Origin of the sequence: Flavobacterium fryxellicola, from assembly GCF_900143245.1 — a bacterium.
GTDB classification, from domain to species: Bacteria; Bacteroidota; Bacteroidia; order Flavobacteriales; family Flavobacteriaceae; genus Flavobacterium; species Flavobacterium fryxellicola.
The window spans coordinates 1-19,511 of sequence record NZ_FRDK01000016.1 but is presented as its reverse complement, the minus strand read 5'-3'; the positions used below and the strand labels follow the sequence as shown (position 1 = coordinate 19,511).

Genomic DNA, 19,511 nt, shown 5'->3' with positions numbered 1-19,511 from the left:
TTGGAATTCGTTAACATATCTGAAATAATACAGTAAGCCTTTGTAAAACGAAACTTAGTGCTTTCTTTGCCTTTATGGTAATAAAAAATATAAAAATGAAAATAATAGCAGTCATTCCCGCACGGTACGCTTCCACACGATTTCCGGCAAAACTAATGCAGGATTTGGGAGGTAAAACAGTGATTTTAAGAACGTACGAAGCCGCCACAAGCACGCAATTGTTTGACGATGTTTTTGTGGTAACGGATTCTGATTTGATTTATGACGAAATCGTTTCTCATGGTGGAAAAGCCATCAAGAGTATCAAAGAGCACGAATCAGGAAGCGACCGAATTGCGGAAGCAGTCGAAAATCTAGACGTTGACATCGTGATGAATGTGCAAGGTGACGAACCTTTTATCGATATAGAACCTTTGGCAAAAGTCATAGAAGTTTTTAGAAATGATTTGGATCAAAAAGTGGATTTAGCTTCCTTGATGCGAGAAATCACAAATGAAGCCGATATCAATAATCCGAATAACGTAAAAGTGGTCGTGGATCAAAATGGATTTGCACTGTACTTTTCACGTTCGGTGATTCCGTATCCAAGGGAGAAAAATGTAGGCGTTCGCTACATGCAACACATTGGGATTTATGCGTTTAGAAAACAAGCGTTACTGGATTTTTACAGTTTACCTATGCAATCCTTGGAAGCATCCGAAAAACTAGAGCAATTGCGCTATTTGGAATTTGGCAAACGCATCAAAATGGTTGAAACTTCTCATGTAGGAATCGGAATTGACACCCCAGAAGACTTAGAAAGAGCCAGAAAAATGGTGTAATTTAGTTCTGGTTTTCATGATCAAAATAGCCTTTGGTTTTTACTTTGGTAGAAAAGAAATTCAAGAAAAGCACAATAAAAAACAGAAATAATAATGCTTGTGTAGTTACTAGAAATTTTCCGATTGTCGTAATTGGATAATAATCGCCATAACCGATGGAAGACGAAGTTACAATGCTGAAATAAACTGCATCAAACCAATGATAGAATGGCTTATTCAAGTAATTGTCGACGGAATAAAATACAGCATAAGCAAAGGCGATCTCTAAATAATTAAAAAAAAGTAGCAGCATTGACCTTTTGTACGATCGTGGTTTCGAGAATAAATCAGAGGCAAAAATTAATGTTGGTATGTAAAAAACGGTTTCTAAAAAAACATAGACAAGAATCCAAATGACCCATAGTTGGCTTTGCCAGTGGTTTATTAAAATTAAAATCGGAAAAATTACTTTAAGCAACACATAAAAATCCAAGGCTAAATCTTGGTATTCAACACCTTTTTTACCAGCCCAATACTTTATATAAATTCCAGGAAAAAACAATTGCGAAGAAGCCAATAGTAATCGGACGATTTTTTCAATTCCATTGTCTTCCTGATGGTCGTTGTTCCAAATGGATTGTATGTTTTGTATCCGTTTTTGAAGGGGATTGAATTGGGGCTGAGCACCTTGAGATGGTTTCCCTAAAAACAATTTTTTTATAATTTTTTTCATTCAATTTGCATTTAAAATAGGCGATGTAAGAGTACAAAATAATTGTGCTGCAATGCTACTAGATCGGATTATAATTTATTTCTAGTTTTTTAGGGTTCCAATTTTTCAATTAAAATTAGCTCGTTATGAATTTCAACTCGCGGAATTGTTTTAATTTGAAATTGAGGGTTGTAAAATTCAGAGACATATTTTTTGTTTCTTATGTTTTGCGTTTCATTCAAAATCATCGTATTGAAAAGAATGAAACCTTTGCGTTGTAACAGAAAGCAGGTACGCTTGATAAAAAAATCTTCAAACAGAAAATTAGGCATTGTTGTATCTTGAAAAACATCAATGAGTATCAAATCATATTTATTTTGGGTTTTTAAAACAAATTCGAAAGCATCATCAATCACAATTTCAAGGTTTTTTACTTGGTCCAGTTTAAAGTAGGCATTGGCTATTTTTATGATCTCGGCATCCATTTCAACTCCGGTAATTTTTCCTTTATATTTAATTTCCTCCACCAATGTTTTTATTACGCTTCCTCCAGCAACTCCCAAAATAAGAATATGATTCATTGCAACTATTTTTTCATATCCAATATTTTTTAATCCTAATCTCAAGATGCGTTGTAAACTGCCATAAGAATAATTAGCGTTTTGCGAGTCTAAAACTAATTCTCCATTGGCCCAAGTGACTTCAATAGATTTACTCAATACCGATTTAGTCTCGTAAATTTTTATGGGAATAAGATAACTGAATATTTTTTTTATCATTGTACGCTGTTTTACCCAAAAATAAGATTTAAATTATTTAATTTACGCTAAATAGTAAAGAATGAAGAAACGATTATATAAATGGATATTTTTCAGACTCATGGGGTGGAAAATATTGGGCAGCATTAATACCGATATCAAAAAATGTGTTATGATGGTAATGCCTCACACTAGTGCACATGATTTTTATTTGGGTATTTTCATCAGAGGAATTACCGGATTAGAAATGAATTGGGTTGGTAAAAAGGAATTATTTCGTTTCCCATTTGGATTTTATTTTAGGTACATGGGAGGAGAGCCTTTGGATCGCTCCGGAGGTTTAAATAAAGTCGATTCCATTGCGGCTATTTTCCAACGAAAAGAAATTTTTAGACTAGCCGTTGCACCAGAGGGAACACGTAAAAAAGTAACCGAACTAAAAACGGGATTTTATTACATCGCATTGAAAGCAAATGTTCCCATTGTACCTATAGCTTTCGATTTTGGAAAAAAAGAAGTTAAATTAGGGAATCCTTTGTCGCCGTCAGGTGCAATTGAAAATGATATAGCCATTTTAAAAAAACATTTCATAGGAGTTAAAGGTAAAAATCCACAAAAGGGCTACTCAGTGTAAAGACAAGTCAAAATAAATAAGTTAAAGTTAAAACCAATTAATTAAATTTTTACTTATTTTAAAAACACTGATTTGCAACAGACAACGATACAATTTAATTTTGTAACCTTATGGGATACTTGTGAATAAAGTAATTACAGAACTGTGTTCATGACAACAGAAACGGTTACATAATTTGTAATATTTTTACAGAGCAGATCATTGTTTATTATAATGGCGAAAAGGAAGGCTCTCTTATAGCGTACTGCTGCTATTAACAAATCCTCATATTATCGACTGAAAATGCTGAGTCAAGTGTGAGCGCAATTGCGGGAGCAGCCTTTACCTGTTCGAATAAAATAAAAGTTGCATTGGGATTTTACCTACTAAGGAATGTAACTTTTAAAGGTCCCATTTTTATAAAAAATCACGATTTTATCAATTGCACCAGAATCAGGTTCTTTATTTCCGTTTGGATTTTCTATTTTTTGTGATTCTAAGGATGGCCTCGGATTTGGGATATTGATTTCCGAAAATAAATTCTCTGGAATTGTTTCCGTTGTTATAGGAGCCAGATTATTAAAGTTCACCACTGGCTCAACCGTATTTTCTTTTTTATCAAACTGCTCCGAAATTTTGGGAAAGGTTCCTTTTCCATTCAAAATCCAATACAAATCAACATCAGGAAACACGGCTAATATTTTAAGAATAAAATCCAAGCTGGGTTTGTTTCTGCCTGAAAGGAGGTGGGACAAACTGGAACGCTGCACCCCAATTTTATCAGCAAAAGAAGAGGCATTCAAGCTATAATAATCTAGTATAAATTCTAATCTTTTTATAAAATCCTCGATGTTTACCATTGTAAATCACTATTAAATATTAACTAGTTACAAATGTAATTAAAACAGCTTGAAATAGCAAGATTACAAGTATAAGTCGTGTCATTTCCCCATTTTTTATTAAAGTTTTTAATTATGTATAATAGCTTAAAATATTGATAATGTATTATTTAGGTATTATTAAAATAATTAATAAAATTTATGTATTAAGAACCGATTGTTTGTCCCTATTAACACTAGAATACTGTTTACATTAATAATATTTTTTGACTTTTGACTGTTTACAATTGTAAATATAAAGATGTTTACTTTTGTAAATCAAATAAAACAGCATGAATTTAGAATTATTATTTAGACAATATGAAGAAAAATCTATTCACGGTCGGTACATCACTTTGGATTCGATTGAACCGTTATTGCAAAAATTAAATACCGATAATCAACTACAGATTATTGGAAAATCAGTTTTAGGAAAGTCGATTTATTCGTATCAAATTGGAGAAGGTAAAACTAAAATTTTTCTTTGGTCGCAAATGCATGGAAATGAAGGTACAACTACCAAAGCCTTGTTTGATTTTTTAAATGTGTTGCACAGCGGTTCAGAATTGGCGCACCAATTACTAAATACATTTACTTTTTGTAGTATTCCAATGTTAAATCCAGATGGTGCCACATTATATACAAGAGAAAATGCCAATAAAGTGGATTTAAATCGCGATTCGCTAGAGTTGACGCAGCCAGAAAGTAAGCTCTTAAGAGAAACTTTTGAGCTTTTTAAACCGGATTATTGCTTCAACCTTCATGATCAGCGTACTATTTTTGGTGTTAGCGACACGGGAAAACCAGCTACTTTGTCCTTTTTAGCCCCTTCTTATAATAAAGAGCGAGAAGTTAATGAATCTCGATTGAAGGCTATTCATTTGATTGCTAGCGTAAATGAATTGTTACAGCAGTATTTGCCCAATCAAATTGCTCGTTTTGATGATTCGTTCAATATCAACTGTATTGGAGATACTTTTCAAAATTTGGGAGTACCTACTGTCTTGTTTGAAGCGGGACATTTTCAAGATGATTATGAAAGAGAGGTAACTCGTAAATATGTTTTTATGGCACTAATTCTAAGTTTTAATACACTGAGCGAAAACGTTATAGTTAGCAACGGAATTAACAAATATTTGAATATTCCTCAAAATAAAGTCGTTTTTTATGATTTTATGTATAAAAACATCAAAATAAATTATGATGGTATCGAAATAATCACCAATTTTGCAGCACAATACAAAGAAGAATTAATTGAAAATCAGATTTGTTTTAACGCCTATGTCGTGCACATAGGAGATTTAGAAAACTATTTTGGTCATTTTGAATACGATGCCGAAGGAGCATTATATAGAGATGATCTTGAAGATATTCCTAAATTAAATCAAAAAGCTGATTTTTATTTAAATAATAACATAAAAGTTGTTAACGGAATGATAAAAATATAATATTTATGTCTTTTTGTTGTTTTTATGTATATTTTTATACTTTGTTATAGCAATTAATAATATTAATTTAAGAATTATGAGTAAATTTCGTTTAGATGAAGTAGATCACCAGATTTTGGATATGTTGATAGACAATACAAGAGTTCCATTTACGGATATTGCAAAAAAATTATTAATTTCTGCAGGTACTGTGCATGTTAGAGTTAAGAAAATGGAAGATGCAGGTATTATAATGGGATCTTCATTAGTTCTTGATTATGATAAATTGGGATATTCATTTATCGCGTATGTTGGTGTTTTTTTAAACAATACTTCTCAAACAAAATTTGTGTTGGAGCGAATTAATGAAATTCCGTACGTTACAGTTGCTTCTGTTACCACAGGAAAATTTAATATCTTCTGCAAAATTAGAGCTAAAGATACTAAGCATGCAAAGGATGTTATCTTTATGATTGACGATATAGATGGTGTTTATAGAACTGAAACTATGATTTCGCTAGAAGAAAGTATTAATGATAAGAAGCGCTTGATGCATACTATTTTCAAAAATATGTAATTACTCTTGAATGCGCTATATAATAAATATAACCTCAAGGTAATTCTTGGGGTTTTTTTATGACAAATGAACTAACTAAACCAACTACAACCGAACAACTATGTACACACTACCTAAAATTGAACGTTTCAATCAAGACGTTCTATCGAAATATAATATTTACAATAGTGTTTTTATTACGCTACCGTTTCATTCTATAGATAATACCGGAGCTTTACTTCCTTTATTTACAGATATTTGTGATACAGGCTTCAAAAAACAAGAAACACCTAAAGAAATAGTTGATTTTTTTGTTAAACGTTATTTACATGATGCATCGGAGGCTGATAAAATTGACATCATGTTTCGCTTCATTCAGTATATAGAGCGCCAAATCGTATTATTTGATGCTATTGAAGATGCTGCTTTTCCGATTATCAACAATATGGAAGGCAGAGGATCTCTCCGAGATATAAAAGAGAAGTCTGATGCAAAAAACAAACAAGAGGAATTAATTGATTTCTTGGAAGATTTCAATGTGAGGACGGTTTTAACAGCTCATCCTACACAGTTTTATCCTGGAGCAGTTCTTGGGATTATCAATGATTTAACAGAGGCAATCCGCAAGAATAATTTATTAGATATCAAGCAATTATTAGCGCAATTAGGTAAAACTCCTTTCATTCAAAATGAAAAACCAAATCCTTTTGATGAAGCGGTAAGCTTGATTTGGTATCTTGAAAATGTATTCTACGAAACTTCCGGAGAAATGGTTCATTATCTTCAAAAAAATATTTTTGATGGGAACTCCATAAAAAACCCGTTAATTAAGCTTGGGTTTTGGCCTGGCGGAGACCGTGATGGGAATCCATTTGTAACAACAGAGATTACTTTGAATGTAGCAGAGCGTTTGCGAACTTCCATTTTGAAATGTTATTATATTGAAATGAGAGGCTTAAAAAGAAAATTAACTTTCTCAGGCGTAGGCGCTTTAGTTAATCAGCTTGAACAAAAGCTTTATAGATCTGTTTTTTATTCTAAAGGAGAAATTTTTATCACTTTAGATGAATTTAAAGCAGAACTTAGTAAAATAAAACAGATTATTATTGATCAACATCAATCCTTATATTTGGATGAATTAGATGCACTTTTGATAAAAGTTAATTTGTTTGGATTTCATTTTGCCTCTTTGGATATTCGTCAAAACAGTAAAATACATGACGCAGTGTTTAATGATATCGTCGCATATTATTTAAAAACCGATGAATCTGTTTTTCCAAAAAATTATTTTGAATTAACAGAAGAAGAAAAATTTAAGGTCTTGTCAACTACAAGTGGAAATCTTGATCCCGCTGTTTTTGAAAATGAATTGACACGCTTAACTATTGAATCCATTCAAGCTATTAAAACAATTCAACAAAATAACGGAGAATTTGGCGCTAATCGCTATATCATTAGTAATAATGAAAGTGCGCTTAATGTAATGGAAACCTTTGCGTTATTTCGTTTGAGTAATTGGGAGGATCCTACAGTTGATATTATACCTCTATTTGAATCTGTGGATGATTTGCAAAATGCGCATGCTATTATGGAAAAGTTATATACTAATCCTGCTTATGCAAGACATTTAATTAATAGAAATAATAAGCAAACCATCATGCTTGGTTTCTCTGATGGTACAAAGGATGGAGGCTATCTTATGGCAAACTGGAGTATCTACAAAGCCAAAGAAGAACTTACGACAATATCTAGAAAGTATGGTATTAAGGTTATTTTCTTTGATGGTCGTGGTGGTCCGCCAGCTCGTGGTGGTGGAAAAACGCATAAGTTTTATGCTTCTTTAGGGCCGAATATTGAGAATAATGAAATTCAGGTTACGGTGCAGGGGCAGACTATTAGCTCTAATTTTGGAACATTAGATTCTTGTCGATATAACTTGGAAAACTTACTGAGTGCTGGTGTGACGAATCAAGTTTTTGGTAAAGGAGATAATGAATTGACTTTAGAGGAAAAAAGTATATTAGATCAATTGGCAGGTTTAGGATATGAAAAGTATTTAAGTTTCAAAAATCATCCCAAATTCATTCCCTATTTAGAACAAATGAGTACACTAAAGTACTATGCTAAAACGAATATTGGAAGTAGGCCCTCGAAAAGGAGTAAATCAGAACATTTAGATTTTGCTGATTTAAGAGCAATTCCTTTTGTGGGTTCTTGGAGTCAACTGAAGCAAAATGTTCCTGGTTTTTTTGGGGTAGGTACCGCTTTAAAACATTTTGAAGATACAAATCAGTGGAATAAAGTTCAAGATTTATATGATAATTCTTTGTTCTTTAAAACCTTGTTAGAAAATAGTATGATGTCGTTGGCTAAGTCATTTTTTCCTTTGACAGCTTACATGAAAAAAGATCCGCAGTTTGGGGATTTTTGGCAAATAATTTATGATGAATTTTTAGAAACAAAACGATTGCTTTTAAAAATAGCAGGCCATAAAGAGCTTATGGAAAATTACCCAGATGGTAAAGCATCCATACAAATAAGAGAACGTATTGTACTGCCATTGTTAACGATACAACAATATGCTTTATTACGAATTAACGAATTGAATAAAGAAAATACTCCTGATGAATCGCTTATAAAAGTGTATGAGAAAATAGTGACTCGTTCTCTTTTTGGAAATACAAATGCTAGCAGAAATTCAGCTTAAATAACATAAAATGAAATCAACACAATTACCTGTAAACGAATATGCCCCTTTTTATACTCCCTACTTAAACGCTTTGGGAGAAATCACATTGATGGATGAATTAGAAATTTCATTACACGATTTTATTCATTTTGTACAAAACATCCCAATGGATAAATTTGATTATCGGTATGCAGAAGGAAAATGGACCATTAAAGAAATTATTCAGCATGTAATTGATACGGAACGGATTTTTGCTTATCGGGCATTGCGAATTTCGAGAGATGATCAAACGCCCTTACCCGGGTTTGATGAAAATAATTATATAGACAATACAAGTGCTAACAGCAGAAGTATTCAGGATTTATTAACTGAATTTTCAGCAGTTAGACATTCGAATATATTTCTTTTTAAAAGTTTTTCAGCATTTCAGTTAGAAAGAATGGGAATTGCTTCAAATGCGGATGTTTCTGTTCGTGCGATTGGTTTTATTATGATTGGACATCAAAAACACCACCAAAAGATTTTTCAAGAGAGGTATTTATAGTTTAGTGGAAACAGGCTGACCATAGTTGTAGCTTGTTTTCAAAAGTCATTGTATGAGCAGGACTGGTGGAAGGCATTACATAATAGGTGATGTCTTCTATTTGTCCAAATTTTTTAAAAAAGTATTTATGACTTTCTTTCCCGTTAAAAATAATTTTGGAGATGGAAGGAAATTCCTTGAAAAGCATTTCAAAATCATTCTCTTTGTGATTTTTGATGTTAACATCTAAACTTCCTTGTCTTTCACAATTTTCCAAAACATCCCACAATCCAATTTTATGTTGTTGGAGTAAGGCTATCTTTTCTTCAAAAATTTCGGATATAGGTACTTTTTTCAAAATGGTGTACATAATTTTCCAAAAAAGATTTCGTTGGTGCGCATAATATTGCTGTTTTTCTAAGGACGTAATTCCAGGCATTGTACCTAAAATCAGAATTTCTGTTTGAGCGTTTACAAAAGGAGGAAAGGAATGTATCATGTTAATTTTTAAATTACTGCGTTTTCTTTCTCTAGTATGGCTAATGCCAATCGGATTTTCCCGTAATCTATCTTTTCTTCAAAATAGTCAAAATAGGGTTTCAGCGTGTTTGGGGATTCCAATTTTATTTGCGCCTCAGCAATTTTAGATACTTCTTGGTTAGTTATAAACTGACTTAGGTCAATAGCTGCTCCATCAACATACAATTTGGCTAAATGCGACATAATGGTACTTAATCCTAATTTTCTTTTTTGCGCAATATCTTCAACTGAAAATCCATTTTGATACAATTCTAATGTTTCTTTGTAAGTAGTAGCTTCTTTTTTTCGTTTAACTACTTTTGATTTATGAAAGTCTATAATAGTTTTAATAAAAGCATCGCCATATTTCTCTAATTTTGCTTTTCCAACACCATCAATAGCTAGTAAATCCTGATCACTCATGGGTCTTTCCGTTTCCATTTGGCGTAAAGCCGCATCACTAAAAATCACATAAGCCGGGACAGATTCTTCTTTTGAAATTTCATAACGTAATTTTCGTAAGATTTCAAAAAGTGAATTTGTAACCGTTTTAGTTTTTCCTTCCTTTATCTCTTGCTTATCAATAGTAATTTTTTGAACTGTTGTCAACTGTACTTTTTCGCCTTCGAATAAAACTTTTTTGGCGAAAGCCGTTACTCGGATTTTATTTTGTTGATGAAACGCAATTTCGCAATACCCCAGATTAATTAGTTGAATTAAATATTGGTTCCAGTCAAACCAAGAAAGGTCAGTACCGATACCATACGTTTTTAAGTTTTGGTATCCTTTTTCATAAATATATGCATTTTTAGAACCCCGCAGAAAGTCGATGATTACTGGTAATGGTTCGGTTTCTTGCAATCGCGTAATTGCAGATAGTGCTTTTTGAGCAATCACGGTTCCATCAAAAAATAAGGGAGGATTTTTACATATATCACAATTCCCACAGTTCTCTGTTACAAGTTCTCCAAAATAAGAAAGCAATATTTTTCTGCGACAACTTAGAGCGTCAGCATATTGTTTCATTCTTTCTAGTTTAGCCAATTGAACTTCGGCATTTAAACCTTGAGAGGCAAATTTTTGTAGTTGAATTACATCTCCGTAACTTTCAAATAACACCGTTTCTGATGGCAAACCATCGCGACCGGCACGTCCAATTTCCTGATAATACCCTTCAATATTTTTAGGTAAATTATAATGAATTACCCAACGCACATTTGATTTATCGATACCCATACCAAAAGCGATAGTGGCGCAAACGACTTGGCAATCATCACTAATAAATTCATCTTGTGTAGTAGAGCGAATTTTATTGTCTAAACCAGCATGATAGGCCTTTGCATTGATTCCAATTTTTTGCAATTTTTCAGCAAGTTCTTCCGTAGTTTTTCTGCTTAAACAGTAAACGATACCTGATTCGTTTGGCTTTTCTTGTATGAAATCTATAATTTGTTTTACTCTGTCCAAAGCGGGACGAACCTCTAAACTCAGATTTTTTCGATCGAAAGAAGCGATGAATATTTTAGGATTTATTAAGTTTAATTGTTCGCTAATGTCTTTACGTGTAGCCTTATCAGCAGTCGCAGTTAAAGCTAAGATAGGAGTAGAAGGAAAGCGTTTTTTTAAATATCCTAAATTGGTATAGGCAGGTCGGAAATCATGTCCCCAAGCTGATATGCAATGCGCTTCATCTATTGCAATGAGACTTATTGTTAAACTATTGAAAAGATTGTCTAAAAATGACAAGCTCTCCGGCGCTATATAAACTAGTTTTATGATGTTTGATTGTAGGCTTTCAATATAAAATTGACGTTCCTCTTCAGATTGACTACTATTGATAAAGCAGGCTTGAATTCCGTTTGCTTTCAAACTATCCACTTGGTCTTTCATAAGCGCAATAAGTGGCGAGATTACAAGTGTAATTCCGGGAAATACTAATGCAGGCAGTTGAAAACAAATTGATTTTCCACCACCTGTAGGCATAATTGCCAAGGTGTCTTGTCCAGAAAGAACACAATTTATTATTTCCTCTTGGTTGGGTCTGAATTTTTCAAAGCCAAAGTGGTCTTTGAGCTTGGCGTGTAAAATGGTTTGGGTCATTAAGGCGTATATTTAGAAGTCTAAAGTTATAAAAAAAAGGAACTCGTAGTGAGTTCCTTTTTAGTACTATATTTGAAATGGAATTATTTAATCTTCATCATCGTCATCCTCTTCCTCTGCAAAATCTTTTTCATCAACATCATCGTCATCGTCATCATCGCCTGAATCAGCATCTGGTTTGTCAATGGCATCATCGTCATCGTCATCATCTTCGATGTCATCGTCTAAATCCAATCCTTTAATTGGCTCAACAACTTCATCAATCATAATTTCGTCATCTTCATCATAATTCTCAATTCTATCGGCAAGTTTAGTACTTACTTTAACTAAATAAATAGTGTCTTCAGTTCGTACTTCAACTGCTTCAATCAATTCATTTTTAGCGTTTCTAAAACTAATAATGTTTGAATCATCATAACCATCTGGAAATTTATCAACCAAAAGATTCAAAATTTCATTGGTAAGTTTTGCGTAATCAACTATTACTCTTTTCATAAATAATTCTATAGATCTAATAAATAAGCGAAAATTAAAGGTGCTACAATGGTAGCATCTGACTCAATAATAAACTTAGGCGTTTTAATATCCAACTTACCCCAAGTAATTTTTTCATTTGGTACTGCTCCAGAATATGAACCATAACTGGTTGTCGAGTCTGAAATCTGACAGAAATAACTCCAGAAAGGAATGTCATGCATTTCCATATCTTGATACAACATTGGCACCACGCATATTGGAAAATCGCCTGCAATTCCACCACCAATTTGGAAAAAACCTACACCTTTAGTGCTGTTTTTTGGATACCAATCAGATAAGAAAACCATGTATTCAATACCGGATTTCATGGTAGATGCTTTTAAATCTCCTTTTATTACGTACGATGCGAATATATTTCCCATGGTACTATCTTCCCATCCTGGTACAATGATAGGTAAATTTTTCTCGGCAGCTGCATACATCCAGCTGTCTTTTAAGTCTATTTCGTAATATTCCTCAAGTACTCCTGAAAGTAGCATTTTATACATGAATTCATGTGGAAAATAGCGTTCTCCTTTGTCATCAGCATCTTTCCAGATTTTGTAAATATGCTTTTGCAAACGACGAAAGGCTTCGTGCTCAGGAATACAAGTATCAGTAACACGGTTTAAACCTCTTTCTAGTAAGTCCCATTCGTCCTGAGGAGTCAAATCACGGTAATTCGGTACTCTTTCATAATGAGAATGAGCTACTAAATTCATGATATCTTCTTCTAGATTTGCACCTGTACAAGAAATAATATGCACTTTGTCCTGACGAATAATTTCAGAAAATATTTTTCCAATCTCGGCCGTACTCATAGCACCGGCCATACTCACCATCATTTTTGCACCATTGGCTAATTGTTCTTCGTATGCCTTAGCTGCGTCAACTAAAGATGCAGCGTTGAAATGCAGATAGTGCTTCTCAATAAACTGACTGATTGGTCCTTTGCTCATTTTTTTTAATTTAAATACCTAATAATCATTACGTTAAAAATAGTATTTCAAATTTAACGATTTTTTAAACTGAATAATTGAATGCTTGTTAATTTATTTTCGGTCGTAGCCCAATATTTTTAAAACGTCCTCTGAGGTTTGTTGTTCTGAGAAAACTTCAGTGGCTAAAATTCCGTTTTCGTCTCTGTCTATTAATATATGTTTGGGTTGTGGAATCAAACAATGGTGTAATCCTCCGTATCCACCTATAGTTTCCTGATAAGCACCGGTGTTAAAAAAACCAATATACAGTGGTTTTTCCTTATTGTATTTTGGCAAGTAAATAGCATTCATGTTTTGCTCGGAGTTGTAATAATCATCGCTATCACAGGTCATTCCGCCCAGCAGTACTCTTTCATAGGTTTCATTCCAGCGATTGACTGCTAACATAATGAAACGTTTGTTAATAGCCCAAGTATCTGGTAAAGTGGTGATAAAAGAGGAGTCAATCATGTTCCATTTCTCTCTATCATTTTGTTGTTTTTGATATAAAACTTGATAAATAGCACCGCCGCTTTCTCCCACTGTAAAAGAACCGAATTCAGTAAAAATATTTGGTACATCTACTTCAGCTTCATCACAAGCAATTTTTATCTGATTGATAATTTCATCAATCATATATTGATAATCATACTCAAATGCAAGCGAGTTTTTTATTGGAAAACCACCACCAATATTTAATCCATCAAGAGTGGGACATTCTTTCTTTAATGCCACGTATACTTTGATACATTTTACTAATTCATTCCAATAATAGGCATTGTCATTGATACCGGTATTGATAAAAAAGTGTAACATTTTCAGTTCCAATTTTTTATTTTCTTTGATCTCTCTTTTGTAGAAGGGAACAATATTTTTGTATCCAATTCCTAATCGTGAGGTATAAAATTCAAATTTTGGCTCTTCTTCGGCAGCAATACGAATTCCAATTTTGAATTTATTTTTTATCTGTCCTTGTAGTAAATCTAACTCTTCGAAATTGTCAATAATCGGAATCGTATTTTTATGACCATTATTGATAAGACGTGCAATATTATCAATGTATTGGTCCCTTTTGAAACCATTACAAATCACATAGGTACTTTTATTGATTTTTCCGTTTGCCAATAAATTTTCAACAATATTAATATCAAAGGCAGAGGAAGTTTCAATGTGAATATTATTTTTGAACGCCTCGTTCATGATATACTCAAAATGAGAACTCTTTGTACAGTAGCAGTAATAGTATTTTGCCTCATATTTATTTTTTTCCATCGACTTACGAAACCAGCTTTTGGCTTTGTTGATGTTATTTGAAATTTGAGGTAAATAGGTAAATTTTAAAGGAGTGCCATATTGTTCCACCAATTTCATCAAATCGATATTGTGAAACTGCAGGTTATCTTTGTTTAAAGTAAACTCTTCTTGAGGGAAATAATACGTTTGATTTATTAAATCAGAATATTTTGTGTTCATTGGATGTCGTAATTATAGATTAAAATATTGTAAAAATAAAGTAACCGATAATTCAAACCCGAATATTTGCATAAATGATCTGAAGCTTTTCGTGGTCTGCTTTTAAATATTGGAAAACATCAAAACTAAAGTTGCCTTTAATAGAATAAAACCGTTTTAATATCTTTAGAAAAGACATCTTTTTTTGGGTTTTATTCGAACTATAATTTTGTTTGTTTTGACTTTTTTTCATTGGTGCAAATGTAAAAAATATTATATACGTAATGCAATCCTTTTTATAAAAAATAATTAAGATTTATAATCTAGAAACGCCTTAAGAATTAATTCATTTTCAACCGATTGATTGATTTTTATTTTTCCGATACCTTCAATCAATGCAAACTGTATGTTTCCATACTCATTTTTTTTGTCGTGTATCAGCAATTCTAAAATAGGCTCTATATCTTTTTCTTCAAAAATGATGTCGTCAAAGATGGACTTGATACAGGATTTTATCTCAGCATATTCGTTTTTATTGATCAGTTTTTTATGCAATGAGATGAAACTTTCTAATATCATCCCCACAGCAATGGCTTCGCCGTGTAACAACGTAGTTTTATTTTCATTTTCCAAAAAATAACTCTCAATGGCATGACCTAAAGTATGACCAAAATTCAATGACTTACGAATATTTTTTTCTGTTGGATCTTGTAATACAATTTCATTTTTTATTTCAACGGAACGGTAAATTAAGGTATCAAAATCTGCAAAATCGATGGCTTTTAAATCTAAAAACTGTTCCCAATAGTGCTTGTCATAAATTAAACCGTGTTTCAGCATTTCAGCGAGACCGGAACGCATTTCATGTTGTGGCACCGTTTCAAGATATTGCGTATCTATGAGTACCATTTTAGGAACATTGATTACGCCAATTTGGTTTTTTAAATTGCCTAAATCAACTCCATTTTTACCACCTACAGAAGCATCCACCATGGATAATAAAGTGGTGGGAATGTGGATAAAATCAACCCCACGTTTAAAAGTTGATGCTACAAAACCACCTAAATCAGTGACAACACCACCGCCTAGATTGAGCACAAGACTTTTTCTATCAGCACCAAGTTCCGTTAATACATTCCAAATTTGGACACAGGTTTCGATATTCTTATTTTCTTCCCCTGATTCAAATTCGATAATTTCAATAGTAAGGTCAGTTGCTAAAAAAGGAAGCAATTTTGGTAAACAAAATTCATTAGTATTGCTGTCTACAATAATAAATAGATTGGAATATTTGTTTTCTTTTAAATGAAGGTTTAACGCTTCATATCCTTTTTCGTTGAAATGAATTGGATAACTGTTGGCTTGAATTGACTGCATTTTTATGTGTTTATTGGAACCGCAAAATAAGGCAATTTTTGCTAAATAATATTCAAAACTCTGTCTATATTTGTAGAAAAATTTAACAAATAATGGAAAAAATATTCAATAATACACAAGTTGCCTTTTCATTAAAAAGTGATACAGAACTTGATAGAGCTTATTTTCTTTTCAAAATGATTGCGAATCAGCCGCTAGTCCGCATTGGAACCGCAGTTACAAATTTTGCATTAAAAGCGAACCTTCCGGTTGAGGGTTTAATTCGCGCTACTGTTTTTGATCATTTTTGTGGTGGAATTAATGAAGTCGATTGCCTTTCTGTAGTGGATAAAATGTTTACAAAAGGGGTTTCCTCTGTTTTAGATTATTCAGTAGAAGGAAAAGAAGAAGAAGATCAATTTGATGCGGCTCTTGAAATGACTTTAAAAACGATTGATTTTGCCAAAGAGCGCAAAGCAATTCCTTTTGCCGTTTTTAAGCCAACTGGTTTTGGACGTTTTGAATTATATGAAAAAATAGGAGACAAACAAACGCTGACTTCTGAAGAACAAGCCGAATGGAATAGAGTGGTGGAGCGTTTTGATTTAGTTTGCAAAGATGCTCATTCTAAAAATGTGGCCTTGCTCATCGATGGAGAAGAAAGTTGGATGCAAGATGCCGCTGATGATTTGGTTACTGATATGATGCGTAAATACAATAAAGAAAAATCAATTGTTTTCAATACGTTGCAAATGTACCGCTGGGATCGGTTGGATTATTTGAAAAAATTGCACGAACAAGCTAAAGATGAAGGCTTTTTTATTGGTATGAAATTAGTTCGTGGCGCTTACATGGAAAAGGAAATTGCACGGGCAGTGGAAAATGGGTATCCATCGCCAATTTGTAAGACAAAAGCAGCTACAGATGAAAATTATGACATTACCGTACGTTATATGGCAGATCATCTGGATATCATGTCCATTTTTGCAGGAACGCACAATGAATTGAGCACCTACAAACTGATGGAATTGATGCAGGAAAAAGGCATTAAAACCAATGATGACCGAATATGGTTTGGCCAATTATATGGTATGAGTGATAATATTAGTTACAATTTAGCTACCAATGGTTACAATGTAGCCAAATATTTGCCGTTTGGTCCTGTAAAAGATGTGATGCCCTACTTGATTCGTCGCGCTGAAGAAAATACTTCAGTAGCGGGTCAAACGAGCCGTGAATTAGAGATGATAAAAGAAGAAAGAAAAAGAAGAAAAGGGAAGTAGTTCTTAAATCTCTTTTATACAAAAAGCTCCAATTTAACAATTGGAGCTTTTTGTATAAATATCTATTACCATTCTCTCGTATGGAGAGGGTTGGGGGGAAAATTAAGAATTACTAAACTGCAGATTACTTAAATTTTTATAGATTCCATTTTCTAAGGCAATTAATTCCTGATGCGTGCCTTGCTCTGTAATTTTACCATTATCTAAAACTAAAATTTGATCAGCACTTCGAATGGTTGACAAACGATGCGCTATAATGATACTGGTTCTTCCTTGCATCAAAATTTCTAAAGCTTGCTGAACCTGTTTTTCGCTTTCACTGTCTAATGATGATGTGGCTTCATCTAAAATTAAAATACTTGGATTTTTTAATAACGCTCTAGCAATTGCAATGCGTTGTCTTTGTCCACCAGACAATTTAATTCCTCTTTCACCCACAATGGTTTCAAATTTTTCAGGAAAACTTTCGATGAAAGTTAAAGCATTAGCTTGTCGTGCTGCCAAAATAATTTCTTCTTCAGTAGCATTGGGTTTTCCGTAGGCAATATTTTCTTTAATGGTTCCACCAAATAATATAACATCTTGGGGTACGATACTCATATTTCCCCGAAGATTTTCTAAATCATAATCATAAATATTTTTTCCGTCAATTAATATTTCTCCGTTATCAACGTTATAAAAACGCAATAGGAGCGAAGCGATAGTTGATTTTCCCGTTCCGCTTGGTCCCACAATCGCTATTTTTTGTCCAAAATTAGCCGTGAAACTAACGTCTTTTAATACTTTAATTTCTTTTCTGGAGTGATAGCTAAAGGCTACATTTTTGAAAGTAACGTTTCCTTTTATTTTTTGTGCTGTTTCATTTTGAGTTGAATTAATTTTTTCAGGAGTTTCGTCTAATAATTCAAAAACGCGTTCAGTTGCTCCAATTGCTTTTTGAATTTGCGCATAAAGTTCTGCAATTCCTCCAAAAGAAGCTCCTACAAACGTAGAATACAGGACAAAAGAGATTAATTGTCCGACACTCATTTCGCCACTAATGCTCAATCGAACACCAAACCAAACTACGGCAACAATAGCTCCAAAAAGACAGAAGATAATAAATGAAGCAAAGTATCCTCTGTATTTTCCGCCTTTGATCGCTATTTTAACCACTTCTTTAATTTTGCCATTGTATCGTGCAATTTCATACCATTCATTGGCAAAAGCCTTAACTATCGAAATTCCTTGCATGGTTTCTTCAACAATTACTTGACTTTCGGCTACTTTATCCTGAACACTTTTGGAATACTTACGGATAAATCTACCAAAAATAACAGCTGCCACAGCAACAAGTGGAACCACAGATAGCATCAGCAATGTTAATTTGATACTTTCATTTGCCAATAACAATACACCACCAATAATTAGAATAAATTGTCTTAAAAATTCGGCAATTGTAGAGGTTAAGGTATCTTGTATTTGGGTGATATCAGAACTGATTCGGCTATTTAATTCTCCAACCCGTTTTTGTGAAAAGAAGGACATTGGTAGTTTTACCAAATTGCTATACAAAGCTAATCTAAGATTCGCTAATGTATGTTCCGTAAAATTGACGAATAAATACAATCTAAAAAAAGAAAAAATAGATTGCATAAATAAAATAACAAGCAAACCCAAAGCAATATAATTAGCCTGAGAATTATCTTTGTTTTTTACGCAATCGATAAGCATTCCCATTAATTTAGGAAAAGCCAAAGCAGTTGCGCCAGTAAATAAAAGGAAAACCAAACCTACATAAAATTTCCATTTATGATTTCCAGCATACTTAAATATAATGATTGCTTTACTGAGAGAAGTTGCGGTAATTTTTGATTTTGGTAAATCGTTTTCTTTGAATCTTGCCATTATTTATTATTTATGGGACAAATGTAAGACTATACGAAGTCAATACAAAAAAATCATTCAGTTTCATCTTTTATTTAAAATGCTGTTAAAGAGTAACAAAGAAGATTTATCGAAAATTTTAATAATTTATTTTAAAAAAGTGTTTGCAGATATGGATTCTAAGTGTATATTTGCACACGCAATGACGGAAACGAAAGTTACTAAATTGTATAAGGGCGATTAGCTCAGCTGGTTCAGAGCACCTCGTTTACACCGAGGGGGTCGGGGGTTCGAACCCCTCATCGCCCACAAGACTAACTCCATTAGAAATAATGGAGTTTTTTTATGCCTTTGTTTTTCAGAAATATTTAAAAAGTCGATATAAAGGGATCAAGAACAAAACTTGGGGATTAGGCAAATAACTTAGTTAACCTAAACAGGAAGAAATCTACTTTTCTCACTCCTCTAAATTGATTTCTGAAT

General features: G+C 32.9%; 17 protein-coding genes and 1 tRNA gene. 8 read left to right on the top strand and 10 right to left on the bottom strand.

What is annotated here, in order from left to right; genetic code table 11:
- Positions 1–95 precede the first annotated feature (95 nt).
- Positions 96–821 carry a 3-deoxy-manno-octulosonate cytidylyltransferase gene (kdsB, locus tag BUA03_RS15540; protein WP_066082035.1) on the top strand — a complete coding sequence of 242 codons (726 nt, stop codon included), beginning with the start codon at positions 96–98 and terminating at the stop codon, positions 819–821.
- Position 822: 1 nt separating this feature from the next.
- On the opposite strand, the gene BUA03_RS15535 is transcribed toward kdsB, so the two are convergent.
- Both BUA03_RS15535 and BUA03_RS15530 read right to left on the bottom strand, forming a co-directional pair.
- Positions 823–1,533, bottom strand: a complete 711-nt coding sequence (locus tag BUA03_RS15535; protein WP_066081992.1) for a potassium channel family protein — start codon at positions 1,531–1,533, stop codon at positions 823–825.
- Positions 1,534–1,622: 89 nt separating this feature from the next.
- On the bottom strand, positions 1,623–2,291 hold the full coding sequence (locus BUA03_RS15530) for a spermidine synthase (protein WP_066081995.1): 669 nt from the start codon (positions 2,289–2,291) through the stop codon (positions 1,623–1,625).
- A gap of 61 nt (positions 2,292–2,352) precedes the next feature.
- Between BUA03_RS15530 and BUA03_RS15525 the strand changes: the two genes are divergently transcribed.
- Complete coding sequence (locus BUA03_RS15525) at positions 2,353–2,904, top strand: 1-acyl-sn-glycerol-3-phosphate acyltransferase (protein WP_066081997.1); 552 nt, start codon at positions 2,353–2,355, stop codon at positions 2,902–2,904.
- 365 nt (positions 2,905–3,269) lie between these two features.
- Here BUA03_RS15525 and BUA03_RS15520 read toward each other — a convergent pair whose 3' ends face one another.
- On the bottom strand, positions 3,270–3,743 hold the full coding sequence (locus tag BUA03_RS15520) for a helix-turn-helix domain-containing protein (protein ID WP_066081999.1): 474 nt from the start codon (positions 3,741–3,743) through the stop codon (positions 3,270–3,272).
- Between the two features lie 311 nt (positions 3,744–4,054).
- Between BUA03_RS15520 and BUA03_RS15515 the strand changes: the two genes are divergently transcribed.
- The 4 genes from BUA03_RS15515 to BUA03_RS15500 all read left to right on the top strand — a co-directional run bounded on the left by BUA03_RS15515 (position 4,055) and on the right by BUA03_RS15500 (position 8,977).
- The gene (locus tag BUA03_RS15515) at positions 4,055–5,209 is read left to right on the top strand and encodes a M14 family metallopeptidase (RefSeq protein WP_066082001.1); all 1,155 of its coding nucleotides are present in this window, start codon (positions 4,055–4,057) and stop codon (positions 5,207–5,209) included.
- 76 nt (positions 5,210–5,285) lie between these two features.
- Positions 5,286–5,765 (top strand): Lrp/AsnC family transcriptional regulator, encoded by a 480-nt coding sequence (locus tag BUA03_RS15510; protein ID WP_066082003.1) that lies wholly within the window; start codon positions 5,286–5,288, stop codon positions 5,763–5,765.
- Positions 5,766–5,865: 100 nt separating this feature from the next.
- Positions 5,866–8,451, top strand: a complete 2,586-nt coding sequence (locus BUA03_RS15505; protein WP_066082006.1) for a phosphoenolpyruvate carboxylase — start codon at positions 5,866–5,868, stop codon at positions 8,449–8,451.
- A 10-nt stretch (positions 8,452–8,461) separates the two neighbouring features.
- On the top strand, positions 8,462–8,977 hold the full coding sequence (locus tag BUA03_RS15500; protein ID WP_066082009.1) for a DinB family protein: 516 nt from the start codon (positions 8,462–8,464) through the stop codon (positions 8,975–8,977).
- A gap of 1 nt (position 8,978) precedes the next feature.
- On the opposite strand, the gene BUA03_RS15495 is transcribed toward BUA03_RS15500, so the two are convergent.
- The 6 genes from BUA03_RS15495 to aroB all read right to left on the bottom strand — a co-directional run bounded on the left by BUA03_RS15495 (position 8,979) and on the right by aroB (position 15,900).
- The gene (locus BUA03_RS15495; RefSeq protein WP_066082011.1) at positions 8,979–9,455 is read right to left on the bottom strand and encodes a DNA-deoxyinosine glycosylase; all 477 of its coding nucleotides are present in this window, start codon (positions 9,453–9,455) and stop codon (positions 8,979–8,981) included.
- Between the two features lie 8 nt (positions 9,456–9,463).
- A complete protein-coding gene (gene recQ, locus BUA03_RS15490) occupies positions 9,464–11,575 on the bottom strand; it encodes a DNA helicase RecQ (protein ID WP_066082013.1) in 2,112 nt (703 codons plus the stop codon).
- An 87-nt stretch (positions 11,576–11,662) separates the two neighbouring features.
- Positions 11,663–12,070 (bottom strand): DNA primase, encoded by a 408-nt coding sequence (locus BUA03_RS15485; RefSeq protein WP_066082015.1) that lies wholly within the window; start codon positions 12,068–12,070, stop codon positions 11,663–11,665.
- Between the two features lie 8 nt (positions 12,071–12,078).
- A complete protein-coding gene (locus BUA03_RS15480) occupies positions 12,079–13,050 on the bottom strand; it encodes a deoxyhypusine synthase family protein (RefSeq protein WP_066082017.1) in 972 nt (323 codons plus the stop codon).
- Positions 13,051–13,143: 93 nt separating this feature from the next.
- Positions 13,144–14,544: a type III PLP-dependent enzyme domain-containing protein gene (locus BUA03_RS15475; protein ID WP_066082020.1), complete on the bottom strand. Its 1,401-nt coding sequence runs from the start codon at positions 14,542–14,544 to the stop codon at positions 13,144–13,146.
- 288 nt (positions 14,545–14,832) lie between these two features.
- A complete protein-coding gene (gene aroB, locus BUA03_RS15465; protein WP_066082025.1) occupies positions 14,833–15,900 on the bottom strand; it encodes a 3-dehydroquinate synthase in 1,068 nt (355 codons plus the stop codon).
- A 92-nt stretch (positions 15,901–15,992) separates the two neighbouring features.
- On the opposite strand from aroB, the gene BUA03_RS15460 reads away from it, so the two are divergent.
- Positions 15,993–17,162 carry a proline dehydrogenase family protein gene (locus BUA03_RS15460; protein WP_066082027.1) on the top strand — a complete coding sequence of 390 codons (1,170 nt, stop codon included), beginning with the start codon at positions 15,993–15,995 and terminating at the stop codon, positions 17,160–17,162.
- Positions 17,163–17,264: 102 nt separating this feature from the next.
- Here BUA03_RS15460 and BUA03_RS15455 read toward each other — a convergent pair whose 3' ends face one another.
- The gene (locus BUA03_RS15455) at positions 17,265–19,049 is read right to left on the bottom strand and encodes an ABC transporter ATP-binding protein (protein ID WP_066082029.1); all 1,785 of its coding nucleotides are present in this window, start codon (positions 19,047–19,049) and stop codon (positions 17,265–17,267) included.
- 213 nt (positions 19,050–19,262) lie between these two features.
- Between BUA03_RS15455 and BUA03_RS15450 the strand changes: the two genes are divergently transcribed.
- A tRNA-Val gene (locus BUA03_RS15450) sits at positions 19,263–19,337 on the top strand.
- Positions 19,338–19,511 lie beyond the last annotated feature (174 nt).

Excerpts from the sequence above, each read along its gene's own strand:
- BUA03_RS15475 (WP_066082020.1), bottom strand. The coding sequence starts at position 14,544 with ATGAACACAAAATATTCTGATTTAATAAATCAAACGTATTATTTCCCT.
- BUA03_RS15515 (WP_066082001.1), top strand. The coding sequence starts at position 4,055 with ATGAATTTAGAATTATTATTTAGACAATATGAAGAAAAATCTATTCAC.
- BUA03_RS15530 (WP_066081995.1), bottom strand. The coding sequence starts at position 2,291 with ATGATAAAAAAAATATTCAGTTATCTTATTCCCATAAAAATTTACGAG.
- recQ (WP_066082013.1), bottom strand. The coding sequence starts at position 11,575 with ATGACCCAAACCATTTTACACGCCAAGCTCAAAGACCACTTTGGCTTT.
- BUA03_RS15455 (WP_066082029.1), bottom strand. The coding sequence starts at position 19,049 with ATGGCAAGATTCAAAGAAAACGATTTACCAAAATCAAAAATTACCGCA.
- BUA03_RS15480 (WP_066082017.1), bottom strand. The coding sequence starts at position 13,050 with ATGAGCAAAGGACCAATCAGTCAGTTTATTGAGAAGCACTATCTGCAT.
- kdsB (WP_066082035.1), top strand. The coding sequence starts at position 96 with ATGAAAATAATAGCAGTCATTCCCGCACGGTACGCTTCCACACGATTT.
- BUA03_RS15510 (WP_066082003.1), top strand. The coding sequence starts at position 5,286 with ATGAGTAAATTTCGTTTAGATGAAGTAGATCACCAGATTTTGGATATG.
- BUA03_RS15505 (WP_066082006.1), top strand. The coding sequence starts at position 5,866 with ATGTACACACTACCTAAAATTGAACGTTTCAATCAAGACGTTCTATCG.
- aroB (WP_066082025.1), bottom strand. The coding sequence starts at position 15,900 with ATGCAGTCAATTCAAGCCAACAGTTATCCAATTCATTTCAACGAAAAA.
- BUA03_RS15485 (WP_066082015.1), bottom strand. The coding sequence starts at position 12,070 with ATGAAAAGAGTAATAGTTGATTACGCAAAACTTACCAATGAAATTTTG.
- BUA03_RS15495 (WP_066082011.1), bottom strand. The coding sequence starts at position 9,455 with ATGATACATTCCTTTCCTCCTTTTGTAAACGCTCAAACAGAAATTCTG.
- BUA03_RS15535 (WP_066081992.1), bottom strand. The coding sequence starts at position 1,533 with ATGAAAAAAATTATAAAAAAATTGTTTTTAGGGAAACCATCTCAAGGT.
- BUA03_RS15520 (WP_066081999.1), bottom strand. The coding sequence starts at position 3,743 with ATGGTAAACATCGAGGATTTTATAAAAAGATTAGAATTTATACTAGAT.
- BUA03_RS15460 (WP_066082027.1), top strand. The coding sequence starts at position 15,993 with ATGGAAAAAATATTCAATAATACACAAGTTGCCTTTTCATTAAAAAGT.
- BUA03_RS15500 (WP_066082009.1), top strand. The coding sequence starts at position 8,462 with ATGAAATCAACACAATTACCTGTAAACGAATATGCCCCTTTTTATACT.
- BUA03_RS15525 (WP_066081997.1), top strand. The coding sequence starts at position 2,353 with ATGAAGAAACGATTATATAAATGGATATTTTTCAGACTCATGGGGTGG.